A 23,688-nucleotide genomic window follows, 5' to 3' on the forward strand; every position below is an offset into this window, starting at 1 on the left:
CTCTCAGTGAACGCTATGCAGGAAATCCTCATCTAGCGCACCACCATCGTCGAGAAGTAGCTGCCCCGATCGGGCACATCGTCAAGCGAGCGGTACACGCGCTCGCCCGGAAGTCCACAGTCCTCTACGAGCTCGGCACCGTCAAAGGCGCCCTCCTCGCAAAGAATGCGCTTCGTGTCCGCAAGCGAGCGGCGCGCCTTCATAACCACCTTCGTCCCCGGCCAGCCGATTGCGCGGCCCACCTCGTACAGCACGCCTTTACTCATACGTCGCCCCCAATACCCCGATAACTGCATCGGCGCCCGACGTGCGGAAAAGCTCGCGGCGCTCGGCGTCGAACACGACCGCGGCGATGTCGCATGCGCCCGCCGCGCGGCGGCGCAACCTGTCCTCGATTGCCGCAGCGAGCGAGGCGCACGCAGCGTCCCCCACGCCGGCGGCCTCGATTACCTCGAGTGCCGCCGTGGTCGTGACGGACGTCATGATCTCGCGCACGGTCTTCGCGCCCGCGCCGGCCATGGCCGCGTGGGCGGCCAGAATCTCCGCGCGGCAGTCGGCGGTACGCGAATGGGTGTCCATGATGCCGCCCGCGACCTTCACCAACTTGCCGATGTGTCCCACAAGAAGGACATTGGTAAATCCCTCGCGAATGCAGCAATCAATCGCATCGCCCACGAAGTTGGAGATGAAGACCACCGGCGCACCGTTTAGGTGGAAATGCCCTGAGATGAACTGCGCGCCGTAGTTGCCGGGCGTGAGCACGACTCCGCACCGCCCCATAGCCGCATGCTGCCGGATCTCGAGCTCGATACTGTCGCGCAAGGCAGCGAGGCTGCGCGGCTCGACGATGCCCGTCGTGCCCAGGATGGAGATGCCGTCCTTTATCCCCAGGTGCGGGTTGAAGGTCTTTTTGGCAAGGGCAACACCCTCGGGTACCGAAATCGTCACAGCAATATTTCCAGAAAAGCCGTGCGCGGCGCACACCTCGCGCACCGCCGAAGTGATCATCGCGCGCGGCGTCGCGTTGATGGCGGCCGCCCCCACCGGCTGCTCGAGCCCGGGCAATGTCACGCGCCCCACGCCCACGCCGCCATCGACGGAAACTTCCGATTCGCGCGCGGGCACGTCCTTGCTGCCCGCAGCACCCGTGCCCGACCCCGCATGTTCCACGTGCGCGTACACGAGTACGCCGTCAGTCACATCGGCATCGTCGCCTGCGTCCTTTCGCACGGCGCACTGGGCGCACCCCTCGCCGATGCATGCGTCGACCACGTTCGCCTCGACGGGCAGCCCGCCGGGGGTGACGATCGACACGCGGCCGACGGGCTTTCGTGACAAAAGCATCTCGCAGGCCGCCTTCGCCGCGAGCGCGGCGCAGCTCCCCGTGGTGTAGCCGCAGCGCAGGCGGGTCGTCCCGGTATATATGTAGTGCTCGAAGGCCACGCTAGCTGCTCGCCTTCCGATACCCCGTGGCAAACGAAGGGTCGTAAAGCTTGCTGCGCTCGTACGACTCTGCTTGCGCGCCGTTGTGCGAAAACCCGCCGCGAGCTCCGAGCACGCGGCCCACCACCACGAGCGCCGTGCGGTCGATGCCCTCTCGCGCGCCCGCATCGGCGAGCGTGCCCACTGTGCATCGCACCACGCGCTCCTCAGGCCAGGTCGCCTTGTACACGAGCGCCGCCGGCTCATCGGAGCTGCGGCCCGCGGCCAAAAGCTCGGCGGAAAGCTCGGCGAGCATACCCGAGCTCAGGAAGATGACCATAGTCGAGCCGCTTTCCGCCATGGTGCGCATGCCCTCGCCCGCGGGCATGGGGGTGCGCCCGGAAAGCCGCGTAATCACGACCGACTGGCTGATTCCCGGCAGCGTATATTCCTGACGAAGCGCCGCCGCGGCACCGCAAAAGCTCGACACGCCGGGCACCACCTCGTAGTCCACGCCGCGCGCGTCGAGCGCGTCCATCTGCTCCTGGATGGCGCCGTACAGGCACGGGTCGCCCGTGTGCAGGCGCACCACTTCCTCGCCCCGCGCATCTGCCGCGCACATCACGTCGAGCACTTCCTCCAAGGTCATGTACGCGCTGTCGTAGACGATGCAGGATTCCTTGCACTCAGCGAGCAGCTCGGGGTTCACAAGGCTTCCCGCCCAAACGACCACGTCGGCCGCGCGCAGAAGGCGCGCCCCGCGCAGCGTGATAAGGTCGGCGGCGCCCGAGCCTGCGCCAACGATATGAATCATCCGAGCCTTCCCTTCCCGTTTCTCATCGCAACCGTTTACGCCGCCATTCGCGCAGCGGGCAAAACACGGCGCCCGCAGCGGCAATCGGCGCAAATACGCAGGCAGGAGGCGCAATGCCGCCCGCCCTGGCTTTGACACGTTCACAAGTGCCCACTATCATAGTAAAAGTTTCGGCAACGAGCATATGACAATCGGATAAAAGGAAATGACCGGCGCGGCGCCCGCACAGCCCGCGCTGGCTTGCGGAGGGAACCAGGTGGGAATCCTGGGCAAGGGACATTACTGTATAGGACGCGCGGGCGAACCGCCTCGCGCCCCAAGCCAGACTGCTTCGCCTTTTCCTCACGGCATCGCCGTGGCGTTAGCTCCTTGTGAACCCCGAGGGGTGCGCTTTTCTTTCGCTTGTGCCGACAAGCAACTGTCGCCGGGGGACCGGCAAACCGAGGAAAGGAAAAACCATGTCCGACCAGATGTCACGCCGCGGCTTCATGGGCGCCGCAGCAACCGGAGCCTTCGCGCTCGCCGGAGCCGCGCTCGCGGGCTGCTCCAGCACCTCCGCGAGTTCCGAGAAATCGAGCGAAAAGGAGAAGGCCGTGAAGCCGGTCATCCTCGTCACGAGCTTCGGCACGAGCTACAACGACTCGCGCCACATCACCATCGGCGCCATCGAAGACGCTATCCGCGAGAAGTACTGGCAGGACTACGACATCCGCCGCGCCTTCACCGCGCAGATCATCATCGACAAGCTGAAGAAGCGCGACGGCATCACGATCGACAACATGACCGAGGCGCTCGACCGCTGCGTGGAAGACGGCGTGAAGGAAATCGTCGTGCAGCCGACGCATCTCATGGGTGGCCTGGAATACACCGACGTGAAAGACGAGCTCGACAAGTACGCCGACAAGTTCGACAAAATCTCGCTCGGCGACCCGCTGCTCACCTCCGACGACGACTACAAGAAGGTGGCCGCAGCCATTAAGGAGAACATGGCGTCCTTCGACGACGGCAAGACGGCGCTGTGCCTCATGGGCCACGGCACCGAAGCCGATTCCAACGCCGACTATGCCAAGATGCAGGAAGTGTTTAAGAACGAGGGCTTGACGCAGTTCTTCGTCGGCACCGTCGAGGCTGAACCGACCTGCGAGGATGTTATCGCCGCCGCGAGCGCCGCAGGCTACAAGAAGGCCGTGCTCGCGCCGTTCATGGTGGTCGCGGGCGACCACGCGAACAACGACATGGCAGACGAGACCGACCCCGACAGCTGGGCTGCGAAGTTCGTGGCCGCCGGCTTCGAAGTGACGTGCCTGCTCCAGGGTCTGGGACAGAACGTCGCGGTCGACGACATCTACGTCGCGCACGTGGACGACGCCATCGCCAAGCTGTAAACTCCCCGCGCACGGGGGCGCCGGTCGCGTCCCCGTGCAACGGGCATGCGCCTTCCCCGACTGACGGCGCATGCCCGTTGCATTCGCATCCCGCCCGCCCACCGCACGGCGCGGGCGGTCGAAGCGATTGAAAGGAACCCCCTCCATGTTGAAGAAAACCCTCGCCTTCGCCCTGTCAGCGGCGCTTTTCGCGTTCTCGCTCGCCGGCTGCGGCGGAAATTCAATCGACAGCGCAAAGGCAAGCGATGTCGATTCCCAGGAAAAGACCGAACAGGCGGCCGATGCGCCCGAGGGCGCAAGCGCTGCCCCCATCACCGCCGACAAGGTGGCCGACGGCACCTATCCGATCACCGTAGATTCCAGCTCGAACATGTTCAGGATTGTGGACGCCCAGCTCATCGTGGAAAACGGCTCCATGCACTGCGTGATGACGCTTTCCGGCACGGGCTACGGCAAGCTCTTCATGGGCACGGGCGACGAGGCTGCCGCCGCGAGCGAGGCCGGCTTCATCCCCTATGTGGAAAACGCGGAAGGCAAGTACACCTACGACGTGCCCGTTGAAGCGCTCGACGAGGACACCGCCTGCGCCGCGTGGAGTATTAGAAAAGAGCAGTGGTACGACCGCACGCTCGTGTTCGAATCCGCCGGCGTCGATCTGCGCGCCGACGCACTGAAGTAACGCCATGCGGTCGATTCTTCCCAAGGGGGAAAGCAGGAAGCGCCGCAGCATCGCGACGCGCGCGATCGCCTGCGTTCTCGTCGCATTGCTCGCGCTTCCCTTCGCGGGGTGCAGTGCGAGCCCGAACGTGACCGGTGGCACGGCGGGCTCTCAGGAATACACTGTGAGCGTCTCGCTTTCCGGTGGGTCAGGGCGCGCAAGCATCGCCTCACCCACCACAATTGTGAAGGATGGCGACACCTACACCGCGACCATCACCTGGTCGAGTTCGAACTACGACAAGATGACCGTAGACGGCGTGGACTACGCGCCCGTAAACGACGGCGGCAACTCCACGTTCGAAATACCCGTCACGCTCGACGAGGACATCGCCGTGTCGGCCGAGACCGTCGCCATGTCGACGCCGCACACCATCGACTACACGCTCCACTTCGACTCATCCACCATGAAGGAGAAAACGGGCGACGATGCAAGCGGCGGCTCCCCTGCGGGAACGGCTTCAAGCGCCGCGGCCGACTTCCACAACGCAGATTTGGGCTGCGGCTGGGAGCCGACGGGGGCGCTTCAGCTTGAATACGCCGAGCACTTCACTGTCGACGAGTACGAAGGCGGCCTGCGGCTTATCTGCATTTCGAACGGGGAGCGCTTCCTCGTGGTGCCGCAAGATGCAAAGGTACCTGATGGGTTGAGCTCCGACATCGTGGTCATAAGGCGCCCCGCCGACAAGGTGTACCTCGTGTCGTCGGCGACGATGTGCCTGGTCGACGCGCTCGATGCGAACGACAATATCATCATGTCGGGCACGAAGGCCGACGATTGCTCGGTCGCGGGCTTCAAAAGCGCACTCGAAAGTGGGGCGATCGCCTACGGCGGCAAGTACAGCGCGCCCGACTACGAGCGAATATCGGCCTCGGGCTGCACGCTCGCCATCGAGAACACCATGATCAACCACACGCCCGATGTGAAGGAAAAGCTGCAGAAGCTCGGGCTCGTCGTGCTCACCGAACAGTCGTCGAGCGAGTCCGAAGCACTCGGGCGCGTCGAGTGGATAAAGCTTTTCGGCGTCCTATTTGACAAGGAAGACGAGGCCGCGCACCTGTTCAACGAGCAGAAGGCCCGCGTCGAGCAAACGTCGGGGCTCGCGTCGTCAGGTAAAACCGTGGCGTATTTCTACATAAACTCGAACGGGGCCGCCGTCACGCGACGGGCGGGCGACTACGTGGCGCAGATGATCGAGCTTGCAGGCGGCAACTACGCGCTCGATGACGCGCAGACGGCGTCGACGTCAGGTTCGTCAGTAACGCTCGAAATGGAGCGCTTCTACGCGACGGCGAAGGATGCCGACATCATCGTCTACAACGGCACCATCGACGAATCGGTTGCCACCTTGAACGACTTCGTAAGCAAAAACGCGCTATTGTCGCAGTTCAAAGCCGTGAAGAACGGCAACGTCTGGGTCACATGCGCCGACATGTACCAGCAGATGACTTCTACCGCCGACATTATCGACGAGCTGCACGGGGCGTTCACTGGCGATGACGCGAGCGACTTCCATTATCTGAGGAAGCTTGGCTAGCGTCATGAGAAGCCGGCTTTCCATGACATACGACGAATCGGGGCGCGCCGCGCGGTGTCGCGTCGTGACGGCGCTGCTCGCTGTTGCACTCATCGTGCTCGTCGGGGCCAACCTGTGCGTCGGGAGCGTGCTCGTGCCCGCAGACCACGTCCCCGGCATCCTTTCGGGCGGCGCGGCCAATTCCATGGAAAGCCAAGTCATCTGGGAGATTCGCCTGCCGCGTGTGCTTTCAGCCGTGCTTCTCGGCGGGGCGCTTTCCCTCTCCGGGTTCCTGCTGCAGACGTTTTTCAACAATCCCATCGCCGACCCGTTCATCTTGGGCGTCTCCTCGGGCGCAAAGTTCGTCGTCGCGCTTACGATGATCGTACTTCTGGGCGCAAACCAGGCCATGTCCTCGCCGGCCATGGTGGCCGCAGCGTTTCTGGGCTCGCTTATCACCATCGGCTTCGTGCTCCTCATCGCACGGCGCATAAGTTCCATGGCCATGCTCATCGTGGCGGGCGTCATGGTGGGATACATCTGCTCGGCGGCGACGAACTTCCTTATCGCCTTCGCCGACGACCAGTCCATCGTGAACCTGCACAACTGGTCTTTGGGTAGCTTCTCCGGTTCGAGCTGGGACGACATCGCGGTCATCGCGGTCGTGGTGATCACCGTGAGCGCATGCGTATTCGCGATATCGAAGCCCCTTTCCGCCTTCCAGCTGGGAGAAGCCTACGCAAAAAGCGTCGGAGTGAACGTCGCACGCTTCCGCGTGGTGCTCGTCCTTCTAGCGAGCATGCTCTCCGCCTGCGTGACCGCATTCGCTGGTCCGGTGTCGTTCGTAGGCATCGCGGTTCCGCATCTCGTGAAGTCGGCGCTGAAGTCGTCGAAGCCCATCCGCGTGATTCCTGCGTGCTTCTTGGGAGGCGCCATCTTCTGCGCGGGCTGCGATTTGATCGCGCGCACGCTGTTCTCCCCCGTCGAGCTTTCCATCAGCGCCGTCACCGCCATCTTCGGCGCGCCGGTGGTTATCGCACTCATGTTGAAGAAGCGGGTGAGGTAGATGGGGAAATTCGTGCCGCAGCCCAAAACGCTCGGAGGGGACATTCCATGCTTAAACAGTCCTAAGCTCGCACGAAAGCGCCAGAAGGCGCTTTCGGCTCGTGCGGAACTGCGCGCGGGACGCCTCCTCCGAGCGGAGTCGAACCTCGAAACCCAGGTCGCAACGCAGGCTGACGGAGCGCCGCTTTTCCGCATAAGCGACCTGTCGGCGGGCTACGACAAGAAGGTCGTAGTCGAAGGCGTCGATCTGGAGGTTCGCGCGGGCGACGTCGTGGCACTCATCGGGCCGAACGGCTCGGGCAAGTCGACCATCTTGAAAACCATCACACGCCATCTGGCACCGCTTGCCGGCGCGGTCGAGCTCGACGGGCGGGAGATTTCCAGATGGAAGACGGCGGAGTTCGCAAGGAACCTTGCCGTTATGCTGACAGATCGCCCCCGGACCGAGCTCCTCACCTGCCGCGATATCGTAGGGGCGGGAAGGCATCCCTACACCGGGCGAATGGGTACACTCTCGCCCGACGACCATAGTCGGGTCGACGAGGCCATGAAAACCGCACATGTGGAAGAGCTCGCCGAGCGCGACTTCATGCAGATAAGCGACGGGCAACGCCAGCGCGTCATGCTCGCACGCGCCATCGCGCAGGATCCGCGTGTGCTCGTGCTCGACGAGCCCACGTCGTATCTCGATATCCGCTACCAGATCGACCTGCTGCGAATACTTCGCCACCTTGCGAAATCGCGGAATGTGGCTGTCATCATGTCCATCCACGAACTCGAGCTCGCGCAGAAAAGCGCCGACAAGGTGATTTGCGTGAAGGACGGCCGGGTCTTCCGCGCCGGCGCACCCGAGGACATATTCACGCGCGAGATGATTGGCGAGCTCTACGGCCTTCAACATGGCACCTTCAACGAGCGCTTCGGCAGCGTGGAAATTGGGCGCCCGCACGGCGATGCGCACACGTTCGTCATCGCCGGCGCAGGTACGGGGTCGGCTGTGTTTCGCCAGCTCATCCGGCAGGGCAAGGCGTTCTACGCGGGCGTTCTGCACGAAGGGGACATCGACTGCGAGCTCGCGCGCGACCTGGCGACGGAATGCGTGGCCGAGCGCGCCTTCGAGCCGATCGGGGATAAAACCATAGCCCGCGCCAAAGAGCTCCTCGTCCACTGCGCGTGCCTTATCGTGTGCCCCGCCGCCTTCGGCACCATAAACGCCCGCAACGCAGAGCTCGTCGAGTTTGCACGCTCGCATGGTATCGAGGTCATGCGAGCGTGCGAAGGCGCATCGGAGGATTCCCATTTGGAGTGGGAAGAATAAACTGGACTTTCTTTTAAGGATCCTCAGGCTACAGCTCCTACGCCGGCGAGGTCTACAAGGCACCGGAGAACCTCGTGAACAGGAATTTCCACGCCGACGAGCCCAACTAAGCCTAATCCAAGCGAGATTCCAGACTCGACAGACCATTGAGAGTCAGATCGTTGGCGACCTCAGAGACGCGCTCGATGGGAACCGAACCGTCAGACAGCGCCCACGTGCGATAGATACCGATAATGCCCGACAGCAAAAACGCCAGATAGTAGTCGAACATCTCGTCCTTGAGACCTTGAGGCAGCAGATCGCGCTCGGCAATCTCGTGCTCGAGCGGCGCACGAAGACGAGCCATAAAATCATCGAGCGGAATGTTCTCGATCAGCTGACGATTGAGCACCAAGTTGTTGCACAGTGCCTCGTTAACGGTTTTAAAGAAGGTCGCCGCCGCGCCCAAGGCGCGCTCGTTGGTGTCGCCGTCCATGGAAGCAAGCGTTTTCTCGACCGAGTCGACAATCATCTCCACCACATCGACGGCAATGGCATCGAGCAGGCCGTCAACCGTGCCAAAGTGCACGTAGAAGGTTTTGCGGTCGACATTGGCCTCGCGCGCGATGGCACTCACCGTAATGTCTGCCAGCGGCTTTTCCATGAGCAGGCGCTCGAAAGCCGAAAGGATGGCATTACGGCTGCGAACGATGCGGCGGTCAAGACGCGGTTTGCTGGTTGCCATGGGCGTGTCCCTTCGATATGCGAGCATTCATCAACAGATGAGAGATAATCTACGTAAGAGGATTATCCCCCATACAGCACAAATATGCCCCGCATCATGAAGAACGCACGACTGCCCTACTGCGACTTGGGATGCTTCTTCTTATTGAGTGCCGACGGAGATACGCGAATACCATCGCCTGTCTGGCGCACATAGGCTTTATGAGCCGGCTTAGCGGTCCCAGAAGCCTTCTGAGCGCGCTTCTTGGGATCAACGGTAACAGCATTCGTGGGGTGCGGCTTAGTGGGCGCAGAGGGCGTCTGAGGCGTGCGGCCGAGCTTGCGCATCACACGATCCCAACGCGCATGGATGCTCTCGTTGTGGGCGCTCTTAAGTCCCAGCAGGGGCGCAGCCAAAATGGTCGGCGCAATAAACGTAATGAGGCGCCACAGCAGATAGCCAGCGGTCGAAGCCGACCCAAAGAAATGACCCAAGAACAATGCAAAGCCGCCCTCAGCACCACCAGTTCCACCGGGCAAGGGAACCGCAGAGCTCAGCAGCTGGACAAAGGCGCTCGCGGCCATGACCGAGAAAAAGTCGACCTCGTGGTGGCCAAAGGCAAGCATCAGGAAATACGGCACCAGATAGAAAAACGCGAGCTGCAGCATGGTGATAAACACGGTGAGCAGCATGGAAGAAAAATGTCCGGCCGAAAGCTTGAACTTCTCGGAGAAGGAGTAGATCTCGCCATCGACAAACGTGCGCCAACCCTCGATCTTAGTAGCCGAGACACCAATGCGCTCGAGCCAATTGATGATGCAATGGGCGACGCGCGTGACGGTCTTAGGCATGAGAGCGACGGCGAAGATGCCAAGCAAGATGCAGCAGTGCCCACCAAAGCTAAAGACGCACAGCAGCGTCATGTCGCCATAGCGCTCGGCAAAAAACGGCATGCGAGCAAGCAGTAGGATAGCGCCCCAGGCAACGAGGCCAAACTGATACACGATAAAGCGCGTGAACTGCGTGGCTCCGGCCTCGCCGACATTTTGGCCCGCCTTGGTCAGGCGGTAGATTTGGGCGGGAGTCGAGCCCATCATCATAGGTGTGAGGTTGCCAAAGAAGATGCCACTCGCCTCGACCGAGATCAGGTCGCGAATGCCAACGGGTGAATTGGGGTCGAGCCAGACGGCGATCGCATAGGCCACAATGCCAAAGAACAGGTACAGGAACATGCAAAAGCATGCAGCAGCAAGCCACGGCGCTTGGACGCTCGACATAGCGGCCCAGAACTGCCCCATCTGCCCGGTTACCACCAGATAGACGATATAACCCACCAGTACGGCGCCGATAAAGATGGCGCCGCGGCGTGCGCTCTTATTGTCATCTCCGCCCGAGGCCTCAACCTCGACCTGGGGCTTAGACGTATGCTGAGAGGACTCCGTCATGAGACTCCTTCTAACAGTCAAAATATCTTGGATATTGTACCCGTAAGGGCCATAGGCAGAACGCAAAGCTCTGGTTCAAACGGGAATTGCAGACGGTTGTTTGAAAATAAAAAACCCGGCCTTCCATAGGAAGTCCGGGTATCAGATGCGTGGTAGCCCGTACCAGATTCGAACTGGTGATCTCCGCCTTGAGAGGGCGGCGTCCTAAACCGCTAGACGAACGGGCCATAAGCCTCAGCAGAAAAGAAGTGGTAGCCCGTACCAGATTCGAACTGGTGATCTCCGCCTTGAGAGGGCGGCGTCCTAAACCGCTAGACGAACGGGCCACATGACATCTGCACTGCCGTGCTGCGAGGAAATATATTACGGGACAAAAAACGTCAGCGCAAGAAGAAATTCCAAATTGCCGAAAAATTGTCGGCAGGTTATGGAACACGCAGGTAAACTAGGTAGCTAATTCAAGTTGAGATGGACCAAAAGAGCTTCGCGATCGTTGGGAATGTTGTCTTCGATCACGGCGTCGAGGGCGGAGTTGAGAAGCTGCCCCAGTTCCGGCCCGGGCTTGACTCCAGCACGGATCAGGTCGCCGCCGTTGATGGCGAGCATCTTAAGCGTATAGGGCTCCCCCGCCCTCAGCAGCTCGTGCGCCATCGCGCGCATCTCCTCAATCGTCTCAACGTAATAGAAGCACGACGGGGCCTTGCCAAGTGTGTCGGCACGCTTAAGGTCCATGAGCTCGTCAATCAGGCGGGCCGTGTCGACGCCCTCACCCGAAAGCGCGCGCATCATATTGAGCAGACAGGAGCGCTCGGGGCGCAGCGGCTTGTCATGGTATTTGATGAGCAGGCACACGTCGCGCACCAAGTCGTGCGAGAGCGCCAGGCGATCCATAATGACGCGCGCCTTCTTGGCGCCGAGCTCGGGATGACCGTAGAAGTGTCCGCTACCGGCATGGTCGACCGTGAAGCACTCGGGCTTGGACACATCGTGCAAAAACGCCGCCCACATAAGGCTCGACGAGGGCGCGACGCCGTCACACAGCGCGAGTTCCCCCGCCACCGTCAGCACACGGGCGATATGCACGTAGACGTTAAACGCATGATAGACACTGCGCTGATCAAACCCGCGACCCGCTGCCAACTCGGGCACGGCGGCGCAGATGAGCTCGGGATAGCGGAGCATCGCGTCTCCCCCATGACCGGTCGAAAGAATGCCCTCGAGCTCAATACCCACACGCTCACGCGCCACGGCATCGAGCAGCGGCGCGCACTCGGCAAGCGCACGTTTGGTCTCGGGCTCAATCATAAAGTCCAGACGGCAGGCAAAGCGCACCGCACGCAGCATGCGCAGGGCGTCCTCGTTAAAGCGACGCTTGGGATCGCCGACAGCGCGAATCAGCTTGCGCTCCAAGTCACCCTGGCCGTCGTAGCGGTCGACAAGCCCGCGCTCGGGATGCCAGGCCATGGCGTTGACGGTAAAGTCGCGGCGCGCCAAATCGTCCTCGAGCGAGGCGGCACGCTCGACACTCTGAGGATGACGCCCATCGGTATAGAAGCCATCCAGACGGTACGTGGTGACCTCGATACGCTCGCCATCGGAAATAGCCGTGATTCCGCCAAATTTAATGCCCGACTCCACGACCGCGAAACCAGCGGCCTCGAGCGCCGTTTTGGAATCCTGCCACAGGCCGCTACAGCACATATCAACATCGTGGCTGGGGCACCCCATCAGGGCGTCACGCACCCAACCGCCCACGTACCAAGCCTCAAGACCAGCCGCCTCAAGCGCGCGCAGGACGCGCAGGGACGCATCGGACGGTTGAGTACCGTTGAGCGAAACATTGCACATGCCTATGGCCTCCTGCACTTGTGAGCGTTAATCGATGGTTCTCAAGAAGTCTAACAAGAAACGAGAAAGCGCGCACACGCAATCGCGTCGTCGATTCGATAAAGCGAGACAGCAGACGCCACATACGTTCAGCGCGCAAAAAACACCCGCCTTGGTAATCCAAAGCGGGTGTTCGGCAACGACGTATCGATGCTGCTAGCAGACCTGGCGAACCTCGATATGCTTCTTATATTCGTCCACCTTGGCAAAATCACCCAGACCGGGGCACTCGACCACGTTGGCGCCAGTGGCCATCGAAAGGCGCAGGGCGTCCTCGACGCGCTCGGGGGCGTCGTGCCACACGGACAGGAAGGCAGCGAGCGAGGAATCGCCGGCGCACACCGTCGACAGCAGCTTGACGTCGAAGGTGCGGTTGGCAAACCAGATATGCTCGCCGTTGGAGAAGTACGCACCGGCGCCACCAAGGGTCAGCAGCACGTTCTTGGCGCCCTTGGCGTGCAGCTCGGCCATAGCGCCCTTGAGGGACTCGTCGTCGCCACCGCTCACCTTGATGCCAAAGATGTCAAGCAGCTCGTCGTCATTGGGCTTGATCAGCAGTGGCTCCAGAGCAATGAGGTCTGCCAGCTGATGGCTCGAGATGTCGAGGACGAACTCGGCCCCCTTGGCCTTGACACGGCGCAGGACCTCGGCCAAGAAGCCCTCGGAAGTGTTGGGAGGCAGCGAGCCGCTGATGACCAGGCAGGTCATGTCATCGAGCGAATCGATAAGTTCAAACATCTCCTGCTCGTTGGCCTCATTGATGGCGGCACCGGCATTGACCATGTTGTACTCGGTGTCGGGACCGGCGTTGAGGAACACATTGACGCGCGTAATACCGTCGGTCCACACGGGCTTGACGGGCACGCCCAGGGCCTCGGCGCCCTTAACGATAAACTCACCCGAGAAGCCGGCGAAGAAACCCAGGATCGTGGTGTCGACACCATAGTGGTCAAGCGTAAACGAGACGTTGAGGCCTTTGCCGTTGGGCGTGTAGACGGCATTGCGGGTACGCGTGACGGTATTGGCAGTAAGGCCGTCGCAGGCGATGTTGTAATCAATGGCGGGATTTGCAGTGAGCGTGTAAATCATGAATGTTCCTTTCACGAAGCAACGTGTTAATGAAAGTATATTACACGCATCGGTAAAAGGCTAGGACAACTCGGTGAACGGTGTGGAAGCGATGAAGTACGGCAGGACACCTCTCCCCCATGGCGGAACAAAAAAGGCGCCCCGGCCGAAACCGGGGCGCCGCATGCGCACGAATATGTCGCGTTTCGATTACTGACGATCGAGCTTGCGGACAGCAACGCGCTTGCTGTACTCGTCGACGTGACCGAAGTCACCAATGCCGACGGACTCGGCAACGTTGGCGCCGGTGGCCATAGCGAGCTTCATGGCCTCCTCGACGTTGTCGCGATCCCTGTACCACTTGTGCAGGAACGCAGCGAGGGTGCAGTCGCCGGCGCAGACGGAAGAGACCAGCTTGATGTTGAACTCACGCTTGGCGTACCAGATGTCCTCGCCGTTGGAGAAGTAAGCGTCGCCGCGGCTACCACGGGTGAGCAGCACGTTCTGAACGCCAGCGTCGTGAGCCATCTTCATGGCGACACGAACCTCGTCGTCGGTGTCGACCGGCACGCCGAAGATGGCCTTCATCTCGTGATGGTTCGGCTTGATGAGCAGCGGCTTCTTGTGAGCGAGCTCCTTGAGCTTGTCGGAGGACAGGTCCAGGACGACGTCAGCGCCACGAGCCTGAGCGTGCTCCATGACCTGAGCCAGGAAGTCGGGCGTAGCTTTGGGAGGCACGGAGCCGGAGACGATCAGGCACTCGAGATCGCCCGCGGTGTCCAGGATGTTGTAGAGCTCCTCCTGGTGCTGCGGCGTGATCGGGGCGCCGGGGTTCAGGATGCCGTACTCGTGCTGGCCATCGTTGACGTAGGTGTTAATGCGCGTGATACCGTCGGTCCAGACCGGGCGGCAGAGGCAACCCAGGTTCATGACCTCCTCGACGATGAACTTGCCCGTGAAGCCAGCGAAGAAGCCGAGCGCGACGGTGTCGACGCCCATCTTCTTAAAGGCGAAGGACACGTCGAGGCCCTTGCCGTTAGCCGTGTAGCTGGCCGAACCGGTGCGGACGTTCTCGTCGGGCTCGAGCGGAGAGCTCGAAACCGTCATGTCGACAGCCGGGTTAGCGGTTAGCGTGTAGAACATTTACAGTACCCCCTGTATATGTGAGGGCCGCGTGGCCGGCCCATTCCAACCACGCGGTTACCTCTGATACCAAATTAGCGAGCTGCGGACTCGAGCAGTGCCTTGACCTCGGCGGCGGTGTTGCAGGCGAGCGCCTTCTCGGCGAGCTCGTCGCACTCGGCCTTGGTCCACTGACTGATGGTCTTACGGGCGCGCAGGATCGACGGAGCACTCATCGAGAACTCCTCCAGGCCCCAGCTGATCAGCAGCGGCTCGAGCAGCGGATCGGCAGCGGCCTCGCCGCACATACCGACCATGATGCCGGCCTTCACGCCGCTCTCGATGATGTTCTTGAGCGAGCGGAGCACGGCGGGATAGTAAACCTGGTACAGGTTGGAGATGGTGTCGTTGCCACGGTCGGCGCACATGGTGTAGCCGATCAGGTCGTTGGTGCCGATGGAGAAGAAGTCGGCGACCTCGGCAAGACGGTCTGCGAGCAGCGAAGCGGCGGGCGTCTCGACCATGATGCCGACCTCGATGTTCTCGTTGAACTTGCGCCCCTCTTCGGTCAGCTCGGCCTTGCACTGCTCGACGAGCTCCTTGACAGCCAAGACCTCCTCGACGCAGGTGACGAGCGGGATCATGATCTTGACGTCACCGAAGGCGCTAGCGCGCAGCAGAGCGCGGAGCTGGACCTTGTACTGGTCGGGATTGGCCAAGCAGTAACGCACGGCGCGGAAGCCCATGAAGGGGTTTTCTTCCTTGACCATATGCAGATACGGAATCTCCTTGTCGCCACCCACATCGAGCGTGCGGATGATGACCGGAGCACCCTTGAGCGCGCTGGCGACCTTACGGTAGGCGTTGAACTGCTCCTCCTCGGAAGGAAGCTCAGCAGAGTCCATGAACAGGAACTCGGAGCGGAACAGACCGATAGCCTCGGCGTCGTGATCGAGCGCGTTGGGCACGTCATCGGGGTTACCGATGTTGCAGGCGATGATCTTCTTGATGCCATCAGCAGTCACGGACGGCTTGCCACGGAAGGCCTCGAGGGCTGCCTTCTCGGCAGCGAAGGCCTCGGCCTTGGCGGTGTAGGCAGCGAGCGTCTCCTCGTCGGGATCGGCCTCGACGATACCCTTGCCGCCGTCGACGACAACGGTCATGCCGTTGCGCAGTGCGGTGCAGCTGTTGGAGACCGAAAGGACAGCCGGGATCTCGAGGGCTCGCGCAATGATCGCGGAGTGCGACGTGCGGCCACCGGTCTCGGTGACGATACCGGCAACGTGGGCCTTATCGATCGTGGCGGTCATGGACGGCGTGAGGTCGTGCACGACAACGACAGTGTTCTCGGGCAGGACGGAGAGGTCGACGACCTCCTTGCCCAGCAGCTCGGCCAGAATACCGGTGCGGATGTCGGCGATGTCAGCCGCGCGAAGACGGAACATCTCGTCGTCCATGGACAGGAACATGTTCTCGAACATGGTCGAGGTGTCCATGAGCGCCTGCTCGGCGCAGGTACCGCCGTCAATGGCGGCGTTGATGGCGTCGGTCATACCCGGATCCTGAGCCAGAACAATGTGTCCGCTCATGATCTCGGCCTCGGCCTCGCCCACCGTCTCCTTCATGTGGTCGGCCTGAGCCTGGGTCTTCTCGCAGAAGACCGAAAGAGCGGACTGATAGCGCTCCTTCTCTGCTGCCGAATCAGCAACCTCGTGCGGCTCAAACGTCAAGTCGGGATCGACGGCGACCATGACGGTGCCGATACCGATGCCCTCGGAAGCGTTGACTCCCTGATACATTCCCATTCCTCTCTCCGTGTCATGTGATAAAGCGTTTTGCCATATCCATGACAAAAGAGCGCAGTTACCTTACAACAGGTCACTGCGCCCCCAAATATGAACTTAGTTGTTCAACATGCGACCCGTTTGAGTTCTACTCGCCAAGACCGCTCTTGATGAGCTCGATGGCAGCAGCCAGAGCCTCGGCCTCGTCGGCGCCGTCGCACTTGACCTCGACCTCGGTACCGCAGGGGATACCAGCAGCCATGAGGGCCATCGGGGACTTGCCGTTGACCTCCTTCTCGGGGGTGACGACCGTCACGTCACAGGCGTACTTGCCCATGGTGGAGGCGAACAGACCAGCCGGACGCATGTGCAGACCCTGAGGATTAACGAGGGTAGCCTTCTCAGAAACCATAGTTGACTCCTTTTTTGTGTTTAACCCCTGTCATGTATGTGGCAGGAGTCAGATTCACGACGTTGTTTATATTAACTCACATCAAACGGTTTTTCATTGTGTTTCACACGAATTGTTGGACAGATGTCGTATCCCTGCGCTCGCCCGCCGGGCGGGGCGATTAAGTTTGCTGCTCTACAGTCCTGCGCAAGATGGAAAGCACTTTAAGTGCTTTCCTTTGCGTGCGGAACTCGCGACAAACTTAATCGCCCCGCCCGGCGGGCGAGCTGCGGAAACTCGGTCGGTCCAGAGCAATATCGTGCAAACGGAAATCTGGCTGATGATCTGTTCGCGACAAAGACTCGAGAGGTAGCCCCCTCTATGCCCTTTTGTAAATTGCGGTGAAATAGGGACTGAATTTGGGGTTGAATCGTTTAAACAGTCCCTATTTCACCGCAACTTATGGGAGGGATAGAAAAAAAGGCGGAGGCCCTGGAGAGGGACTCCGCCTTATATACAGGGGGCGATGTTATTCGCTAACTGCTGGATTAGACCAGGCGGGCGTTGATCGTCTTGGCGATCTCGGCGGCGTCGGTTGAACCCTTGACAGTGGCACGGAAGTCCTCGTCCATGAGCGCCTCGGCGACCTTAGACAGGATCTTGAGGTGCGTAGTGCCGGCCTGGGCACCGGGGATGAGCAGGGCGATAGCCACGTTGACGGGAGCGCCGTCCATGGTGTCCCAACCGGTCACGCCGGACTCGTCCTTGACGACGATAACAGCAGCCTCGGTAATGGCGTCGGACTTGGCATGCGGGATGGCGAAGCCCTCCATCATGCCCGTGGTGCCCTCGGCCTCGCGGGCCAGGAAGGCGTTCAACACGGCGTCGGCGTCGCTGGCGATACCGGCCTTGACAGCCTGGTTGGAAACGAAGCTCAGAGCCTCGTCACGAGAAGCGAAGTCCTCGGCAACAAAGACATTCTCGACCTTAACGAAGTCGGCAGCCTCGGCCTTGGGGGCCTCGACGGCAGCGGCCTTGGGAGCCTCAACCGGCTTGGCTGCAGGAGCGGGCTTCTGGTTCTTCTCGAAGTCGTACTTCTTAAAGGCCACGAACAGGATGCCACCGACCACAGCGCCGATGAGGATCGCGAGAACCCACAGCGGACCGTTCTCGACAACGGGCAGGACCAGGAAGCCACCGTGAGGCGCCGGATCGTGAACGTTGAACATAATGGTCAGGATCGAAGCGATAGAAGAACCGAGCATCATGATGGGCATGACGGGCCAGATGTTCTTGGTCATGAACGGAATGGCGCCCTCGGTGATGTGGGTGCAACCAAGGATGAGGTTGACGACACCGGCGTCATGGTCCTCCTGGCTGAAGTACTTCTTGCCGACAACGACGGCGAAGGTGGTGATCAGCGGCGGAACGATGCAGGCGGCGGAAACGGCAGCCATGAAGTTGGTGCCGAAGTTGTAGGTATCGGTGCCAACACCGGCGGCCAGTGCCTCGGTGAGCATAGCGGTACCGGTAACGTAAGCAGCCTTGTTGACCGGGCCGCCCATGTCAAAGGCGCACATGCAGCCGATGGCAAGACCCAGGACAACGGCTCCAGAGGCGGACAGGCCCTTGAGGAAGTCCATCATGGCGGTGTTGATGGCAGCCATGGGGCCGGAAATGCCGAGCATGACCAGGCCGACGATAGCCGTCGAGAACAGCGGGTACAGGAAGATAGCCTTGAGGCCGTCCAGGTTCTTGGGCAGACCGGCAAAGACCTTCTCGAGCAGCAGGATGACATAGCCGGCGAGGAAGCCGCCGACGATGCCGCCCAGGAAGCCGAAGCCCACGCCGGCGCCACCGGCGTCGATCATGCCGGTCTCGGCGTTAACAGGCAGGCCCTGGATGGCAATCATACCGGCAACGAAACCGGGGACGAGCGCCGGGCGCTTGCCGATGGATTCGGCGATGTAGGCGGAAAGCACCGGAACCATAAGGTTCATGGCGATGCCGCCGATGATCTTGAGCATCGCAGCAAAGCTGTTGTAGTCGGCAGCCGTCGAATCAAAGGACGTGATGCCCCACAGGAACGAAATGGCGGTCAGAACACCACCGGCAACGACGAAGACCAGCATGTGGCTGACGCCGTTCATGAGGTGCTTGTAGATGACGTGGCCGATGGACTCCTTCTCCTCGACCTCGTCCTCGACATCGGCGGCGGCGGCAACCGTGTCGTCGCCCTTGGCGGCGAGCGCGCGGTCGATCAGCTTACCAGCAGCCTCGACAGACAGGGCCTTGGAAACACCAACGGAAACCATGGGCTTACCGGCGAAACGCTCAGCCTGGACATCCTTATCGGCTGCGACAACGACGGCCTTGGCACCGGCGATCTCGCTCTTGGTGAGCTCGTTCTCGACGCCGACCTGGCCATGAGTCTCGACCTTAATGGTCAGACCTCGCTCGGCAGCAGCCTTCTCCAGCGCCTCCTTCGCCATGAAGGTGTGCGCAATGCCGGTCGGGCAACCGGTCGCGGCGATGATGTCAAACTTAGCCATGTGTCCCTCCTTCTTGAGTACAGCGCCCGCGGGCGCTCCCCTACACGCGCTTCGATGCGCGTTTTTCCACACTTGAAAGATACCAACCTACCGTCCGCGTGAGAAGAGACAAGGCGCAATTCTCCGGTGAAAGGTTCTTTCATAACCGTAAACGGCAAGTGAAAGTTTACCATCAACACTTGAAACGGCAAGGTGTATCTTGTAATTGAAAATGCCCGTATACTATGGCATTGCAAATCAAGCTAGATTTTCATGCCAACCAGGAGCCATCCATGACCGATAGTAGCAAGAGCGCACTTTCCCTCATTAGTACCCATCAGGGATACAGCGAGTCCGAGCAGCGCATTGTCGACTATATATTGGAGCACCAGTCCGAGGCGCCACGCCTCACGGCCGCTCAGCTCTCGCGCGCTGCCGCCACGTCCGAGGCGACCGTTTCGCGTTTCTGCCGCAAGCTGGGCTTTGGCAGCTTCCGCAGCTTTCAGTTTTCGTTGGCGCGCGACTTAGAGAGTCAGCGCAACGAGGGCCTGACCGACGAGGTCTCACTCGACAACATGGAGCAGAGCCTTAAAAATATCCTCGCCGCCAAGGTGAGTGAGCTTAATGCGACCATCGACGGCATTGATCACGACACGTTGGCCGCAGTTGTACACGCGCTTAAGAATGCCGGCGTTATTGAGTTCGCCGCCGTGGGCAATACAAACGCGGTCGCGCTCGACGCGACATTTAAGTTTTCGCAGCTGGGCCTGCGCTGCATGACGAGTACCATTAGCGAGACATCAATCGGCTTTGCGCTCACGTTGCGCCCGGGTGACGTCATCGTGCTAATCTCAAACTCCGGCAAATCGCGCCGACTGAATCGCATGGCAAAAGCGGCTCGCAACTGCGGCGCAACCGTAGTCGTCATCAGCAGCGATAGCAAGTCTCCACTTGCGCGCCTCGCCGACTACACCTTTAATACCGTCAATCACGAAGCGCTGCTGACAACGGGTGACTTCGCATTCTCCAAGATGAGCGCCACGATGATCATAGAGGTCATCTACAACTTCCTGCTGCCCGAAATCGAGGACGCCCGAGAGCATATCAGCTACTACGAAGAGCTCATCCAACCGGATAAGGTCGTGGAGTAAAACGCGAAGTGGGACAAAAAATTCAGTCTATTTTGTCCCACCAACACCGCTGATACGACCTAACCTCGAGCTTCTTCAAGCATCTGCTTGGCATGCGCCAAGCTCGCCTCCGATTGATCGCCGCTCAACATGCGGGCGATCTCGGCGGTACGCGTTTCGCCGGTTACCTCGTCCAAATGCGTCTGGGGAACATCGCCCGGTTCCTTGCTGACGACATAATGCTTGTCAGCCATGACGGCGACCTGCGCCAAGTGGGTTACGACAATCACCTGATGCGTAGCGGCGAGATCTGCCAGCACGCCCGCGAGCGCACGCGCCGTGGAGCCACCGACACCGGCATCGACCTCGTCAAACACCAGCGTATCAACACCGTCCGCGTTACCGAGGACGACCTTGCTTGCCAGCATGACGCGGCTGAGCTCGCCGCCCGACGCAATGCGGCGCAGGGGACGTGGCGTCAAGCCGGCACCGCTGCGGTATAGCAGCTCGTAGCTCGAAGGACCAACGGGCGTCCACTCAGCACGGGGAAGATCGCGCGACTCCCAGACGAGCTCGGCACCGCCCATCTCCAAGCGAGCCATCTGGCGGCCGACCTCGTGGCAGAAGCGCGGGGCCGCCGTATTGCGAGCGCGCTTAAGTGCCCTGGCAGCAGCGAACAGCTCGCGCTCGGCGCTCCCGAGTGCCTCACGCGCCTTTTTGATCTGTTCATCGCCATCATCGACCAGCGACAGCAGCTCTTGTGAGCGGTCGCGCATGGCAAAGACATCGTCCATGGTCGGACCCCACTGACGCAGCAGGCCCTTGAGGTCGGAATACCGCTCGCGCATGCGAGCGAGCTCGCGAGGATCGAAGGCGACCCCATCGCGATAGGCACGAAGCTCGTTCGCGCAATCCTCAAGGGAAATACAGGCATCCGAAAGCGCATCGGCAATATCGCCCAGTTTGCGATCGACGGTAGCCATGCGGGAAAGCTCTGCCACGGCGCTGTTCACGGCATCGAGCGCTCCCCCTTCGGCGGCAAGCGATCCATGGGCATCGTTAGCCGTGGCAACCAGTACCTCGGCATGTTCGGAGCGCGGCAGCAGTTCCTCGAGTTCCTCATACTCGCCCGGTTTGGGGTCGACCTCGCCGATGCGCTCGAGCGCAAAGCGCGCCTCCTCGACGAGGCTCCCCTGCGCACGCGAGGCCTCTTCGACACGTCGAACCTCCTTAGCGGCAGCGCGCGAAGCCTTAAAGCAGGCGCGGTAGTGCTCGAGCGCCTCGAGTGCAGGGCGCCCTGCCCAGGCATCGACCATCGCAACATGATGCGCCGGATCGAGCAAGCGCTGGTGCTCGTGTTGGCCGCACAGATCCATCATCACGCCAACGCGCTCCGAAAGCTCGCGCACACTGGCGATTCGGCCGTCAATCTTCACGCGGCTGCGGCCCTCGGCAGAAAGGCTGCGCTGCACGGTGAAGCCCTCCGTGTCGTGCGGGCCGTCAAACAGGCGTGCCTCGACGCTCGCGAGCGCCTCGCCCTCGCGCACCGTCGACGAATCCGCACGCTCGCCCAAAATAAGCTTGAGGGCCGAGAGCAGCGCGGTCTTGCCGGCGCCAGTCTCGCCAGTCAGGACAGTCAGGCCGGCACTCGGCACCAGCGTCGCCTCGCGAATGAGTGCAATGTTATAAACCTGCAGCTCATCGATCATGACGGACTCCGTAGAACACGCGGCTCACCGAGTTATAGAAGCTCTCGGGACCGTAATCCAGCAGCAGCACATCGCCGGGACCACGACGCACAGCCACGCTCTCGACCGTGCCATCACAGGTAATAAATTGTCCATCGATGGCGATCGCCGGAACGCTCGGGCGATCATCGGACATAAAGATCTCGACGACATCGCTCGGCGAAGTCAAGAAGGCGCGGGCCTGAATGGTGTGCGGCGCAATGGGTACGCAGACCATGCCCGTATAGTCGGGGCTCACGATGGGGCCGCCTGCGGATAGTGCATAGCCAGTGGAGCCGGTCGCCGTGGACACGACCACGCCGTCGCCACGCAGGCGATCGATATGGTGGCCGGACACCGTGATGTCAAACTCGACCATATCGGACAGGGGGCCGCGCGTGAGCGCCATGTCGTTGAGGGCGAACGTGCGCACGACATCCTTCGTACCGTCTTCCCGCACGGACACGATATCCGCGGCGATGGTGGCGCGACGGCTCACATGCAGCTCGCCGGACAGGGCGTCGCTTACGACCTGCAGAATGTCGCGCTCCTCGGGACTCGCAGCAGTTAAAAAGCCCAGGTGACCATAGGAAAGACCGAGGATAGGAATCTCGCGATGGTTGAGGATGCGGGCAGCGCGCAGCAACGTACCGTCCCCGCCGAGCGTAATGACCAGATCGGAGCCGTCAATATCAGGCGTGCTTTGAATCTTCGATCGCTGGTCGGCAGCCCATGCGACTTCATAGCCCTGGCGCGTCAGCCAAAGCTCGAGCATCAAGCCGCTCTCGACCGCCTCTTGCTTGTAATAATTGGGAACCAGAAAGACCTTCATAGCATTGCAGCTTTCTCGCTCATAACCGATACCTGGGATTGCAGCTCGTCTTGCGAGCGGTCGCCGGGGTCAAATCTCGTGCCGTACAGGAAAAACTCAACGTTGCCCTTGGCACCATGAATGGGTGACACGCACACATCGACCGGGAAGAGGCCCTTAGCAGCAAAGAGTTCAACCGCCGCCACGAGTGTATCGCAGCGCACGGCGGGATCGGTCACAATGCCGCCCTCGCCCACCAGCGCCGCCGGAGCCTCAAACTGCGGCTTTACGAGCGTGCAGAATGCACCCGTAGGCGCCAGGCACGCCAGCACCGCATCGATAATGTTCGCGATGCTGGTAAACGAGACATCACACACTGCCAGGTCGATGGCGCCGGCATAGCCAAGCTCAGGCAGCTGCGTCACGTTTGTGCGCTCATGCAGCGTCACGCGATCGTCCTGACGCAACGACCAATCGAACTGGGCGCGACCCACGTCCACCGAGACAACGGTCGCAGCTCCGCGCTTGAGCAGGCAATCGGTAAAGCCGCCGGTAGAGCAGCCCACATCCAGACAGGCAAGGCCCGTAGGATTGATACCAAACGCATCAAGCGCGCCTTCGAGCTTAAGACCGCCGCGGCCAACATATGGAATGCGCCCCTTCACGTGCAGCGGCAGGCCCGGGGTTACCTTAAGGCCCGGCGAAGTCAAGCGCTCGCCGCCACTCGAGACCAAGCCGGCCATAAGAGTGCGAAGGGCATCCGCGCGATCGGCGCAGATGCCCTGTGAAATCAGTTCGTCATCAAGACGCACGCGTTTCATGAATGCCATCAACCATTCGTATCCGGAGAT

At 61.1% G+C, this 23,688-nt stretch carries 20 protein-coding genes and 2 tRNA genes; 6 read left to right on the top strand and 16 right to left on the bottom strand.

From position 1 onward, the window contains the following. Positions 1-32 precede the first annotated feature (32 nt). Genes GPK39_RS01710 through cobM form a run of 3 tightly spaced genes read right to left on the bottom strand, consistent with a single transcriptional unit; the run spans position 33 to position 2,236 of the window. A complete protein-coding gene (locus GPK39_RS01710) occupies positions 33-266 on the bottom strand; it encodes an SAM-dependent methyltransferase (RefSeq protein ID WP_215673538.1) in 234 nt (77 codons plus the stop codon). Beyond that, positions 259-1,443 (bottom strand): cobalt-precorrin-5B (C(1))-methyltransferase CbiD, encoded by a 1,185-nt coding sequence (gene cbiD / locus GPK39_RS01715; RefSeq protein ID WP_215673539.1) that lies wholly within the window; start codon positions 1,441-1,443, stop codon positions 259-261. Before cbiD ends, GPK39_RS01710 begins: the two co-directional genes overlap by 8 nt. Position 1,444: 1 nt before the next feature. Then, positions 1,445-2,236 (bottom strand): precorrin-4 C(11)-methyltransferase, encoded by a 792-nt coding sequence (cobM, locus tag GPK39_RS01720; RefSeq protein ID WP_215673540.1) that lies wholly within the window; start codon positions 2,234-2,236, stop codon positions 1,445-1,447. A 458-nt stretch (positions 2,237-2,694) separates the two neighbouring features. Between cobM and GPK39_RS01725 the strand changes: the two genes are divergently transcribed. The 5 genes from GPK39_RS01725 to GPK39_RS01745 all read left to right on the top strand — a co-directional run bounded on the left by GPK39_RS01725 (position 2,695) and on the right by GPK39_RS01745 (position 8,238). Further along, complete coding sequence (locus GPK39_RS01725; protein WP_215673541.1) at positions 2,695-3,621, top strand: sirohydrochlorin cobaltochelatase; 927 nt, start codon at positions 2,695-2,697, stop codon at positions 3,619-3,621. A 145-nt stretch (positions 3,622-3,766) separates the two neighbouring features. Beyond that, entirely contained in the window at positions 3,767-4,300 is a 534-nt protein-coding gene (locus tag GPK39_RS01730; RefSeq protein WP_215673542.1) for a hypothetical protein, read from the top strand. Positions 4,301-4,304: 4 nt separating this feature from the next. Then, a complete protein-coding gene (locus GPK39_RS01735) occupies positions 4,305-5,876 on the top strand; it encodes an ABC transporter substrate-binding protein (RefSeq protein ID WP_215673543.1) in 1,572 nt (523 codons plus the stop codon). Positions 5,877-5,898: 22 nt separating this feature from the next. After that, complete coding sequence (locus GPK39_RS01740) at positions 5,899-6,921, top strand: FecCD family ABC transporter permease (protein ID WP_215673544.1); 1,023 nt, start codon at positions 5,899-5,901, stop codon at positions 6,919-6,921. Continuing rightward, on the top strand, positions 6,922-8,238 hold the full coding sequence (locus GPK39_RS01745; protein ID WP_215673545.1) for an ABC transporter ATP-binding protein: 1,317 nt from the start codon (positions 6,922-6,924) through the stop codon (positions 8,236-8,238). 112 nt (positions 8,239-8,350) lie between these two features. Here the strand turns inward: GPK39_RS01745 and GPK39_RS01750 are convergent, their stop codons facing one another. From GPK39_RS01750 to GPK39_RS01795, 10 genes are all read right to left on the bottom strand, one after another. Further along, positions 8,351-8,962: a TetR/AcrR family transcriptional regulator gene (locus tag GPK39_RS01750; RefSeq protein WP_157757975.1), complete on the bottom strand. Its 612-nt coding sequence runs from the start codon at positions 8,960-8,962 to the stop codon at positions 8,351-8,353. 116 nt (positions 8,963-9,078) lie between these two features. Then, positions 9,079-10,386 carry a lysylphosphatidylglycerol synthase transmembrane domain-containing protein gene (locus GPK39_RS01755; RefSeq protein ID WP_215673546.1) on the bottom strand — a complete coding sequence of 436 codons (1,308 nt, stop codon included), beginning with the start codon at positions 10,384-10,386 and terminating at the stop codon, positions 9,079-9,081. 150 nt (positions 10,387-10,536) lie between these two features. Then, a tRNA-Glu gene (locus tag GPK39_RS01760) sits at positions 10,537-10,613 on the bottom strand. 22 nt (positions 10,614-10,635) lie between these two features. After that, a tRNA-Glu gene (locus tag GPK39_RS01765) sits at positions 10,636-10,712 on the bottom strand. 127 nt (positions 10,713-10,839) lie between these two features. After that, positions 10,840-12,234 carry a CCA tRNA nucleotidyltransferase gene (locus GPK39_RS01770; RefSeq protein ID WP_215673547.1) on the bottom strand — a complete coding sequence of 465 codons (1,395 nt, stop codon included), beginning with the start codon at positions 12,232-12,234 and terminating at the stop codon, positions 10,840-10,842. 195 nt (positions 12,235-12,429) lie between these two features. Further along, positions 12,430-13,362 (bottom strand): 1-phosphofructokinase family hexose kinase, encoded by a 933-nt coding sequence (locus GPK39_RS01775; RefSeq protein ID WP_215673548.1) that lies wholly within the window; start codon positions 13,360-13,362, stop codon positions 12,430-12,432. A 189-nt stretch (positions 13,363-13,551) separates the two neighbouring features. After that, a complete protein-coding gene (locus tag GPK39_RS01780; RefSeq protein WP_006233969.1) occupies positions 13,552-14,484 on the bottom strand; it encodes a 1-phosphofructokinase family hexose kinase in 933 nt (310 codons plus the stop codon). 74 nt (positions 14,485-14,558) lie between these two features. Beyond that, a complete protein-coding gene (gene ptsP, locus GPK39_RS01785; protein WP_117800215.1) occupies positions 14,559-16,262 on the bottom strand; it encodes a phosphoenolpyruvate--protein phosphotransferase in 1,704 nt (567 codons plus the stop codon). A gap of 133 nt (positions 16,263-16,395) precedes the next feature. Next, on the bottom strand, positions 16,396-16,659 hold the full coding sequence (locus GPK39_RS01790; protein WP_022094575.1) for an HPr family phosphocarrier protein: 264 nt from the start codon (positions 16,657-16,659) through the stop codon (positions 16,396-16,398). A gap of 527 nt (positions 16,660-17,186) precedes the next feature. Then, positions 17,187-19,190: a fructose-specific PTS transporter subunit EIIC gene (locus GPK39_RS01795; RefSeq protein WP_215673549.1), complete on the bottom strand. Its 2,004-nt coding sequence runs from the start codon at positions 19,188-19,190 to the stop codon at positions 17,187-17,189. 272 nt (positions 19,191-19,462) lie between these two features. Here GPK39_RS01795 and GPK39_RS01800 point away from each other — a divergent pair, with 272 nt between their 5' ends. Then, positions 19,463-20,320, top strand: coding sequence for a MurR/RpiR family transcriptional regulator (locus GPK39_RS01800; protein WP_252204507.1), 858 nt, complete (start codon positions 19,463-19,465; stop codon positions 20,318-20,320). A 59-nt stretch (positions 20,321-20,379) separates the two neighbouring features. Here GPK39_RS01800 and GPK39_RS01805 read toward each other — a convergent pair whose 3' ends face one another. From GPK39_RS01805 to GPK39_RS01815, 3 genes are read right to left on the bottom strand one after another with little or no spacing between them, the layout of a single operon-like run. Further along, positions 20,380-22,008 (bottom strand): DNA repair protein RecN, encoded by a 1,629-nt coding sequence (locus GPK39_RS01805; RefSeq protein WP_215673551.1) that lies wholly within the window; start codon positions 22,006-22,008, stop codon positions 20,380-20,382. Further along, positions 21,998-22,858 (bottom strand): NAD(+)/NADH kinase, encoded by an 861-nt coding sequence (locus GPK39_RS01810; protein WP_035138200.1) that lies wholly within the window; start codon positions 22,856-22,858, stop codon positions 21,998-22,000. Before GPK39_RS01810 ends, GPK39_RS01805 begins: the two co-directional genes overlap by 11 nt. Further along, complete coding sequence (locus GPK39_RS01815; protein WP_215673598.1) at positions 22,855-23,658, bottom strand: TlyA family RNA methyltransferase; 804 nt, start codon at positions 23,656-23,658, stop codon at positions 22,855-22,857. Before GPK39_RS01815 ends, GPK39_RS01810 begins: the two co-directional genes overlap by 4 nt. Between the last annotated feature and the right edge of the window lie 30 nt (positions 23,659-23,688).

The organism is Collinsella aerofaciens, assembly GCF_018785245.1.
GTDB classification, from domain to species: domain Bacteria; phylum Actinomycetota; class Coriobacteriia; order Coriobacteriales; family Coriobacteriaceae; genus Collinsella; species Collinsella aerofaciens_AD.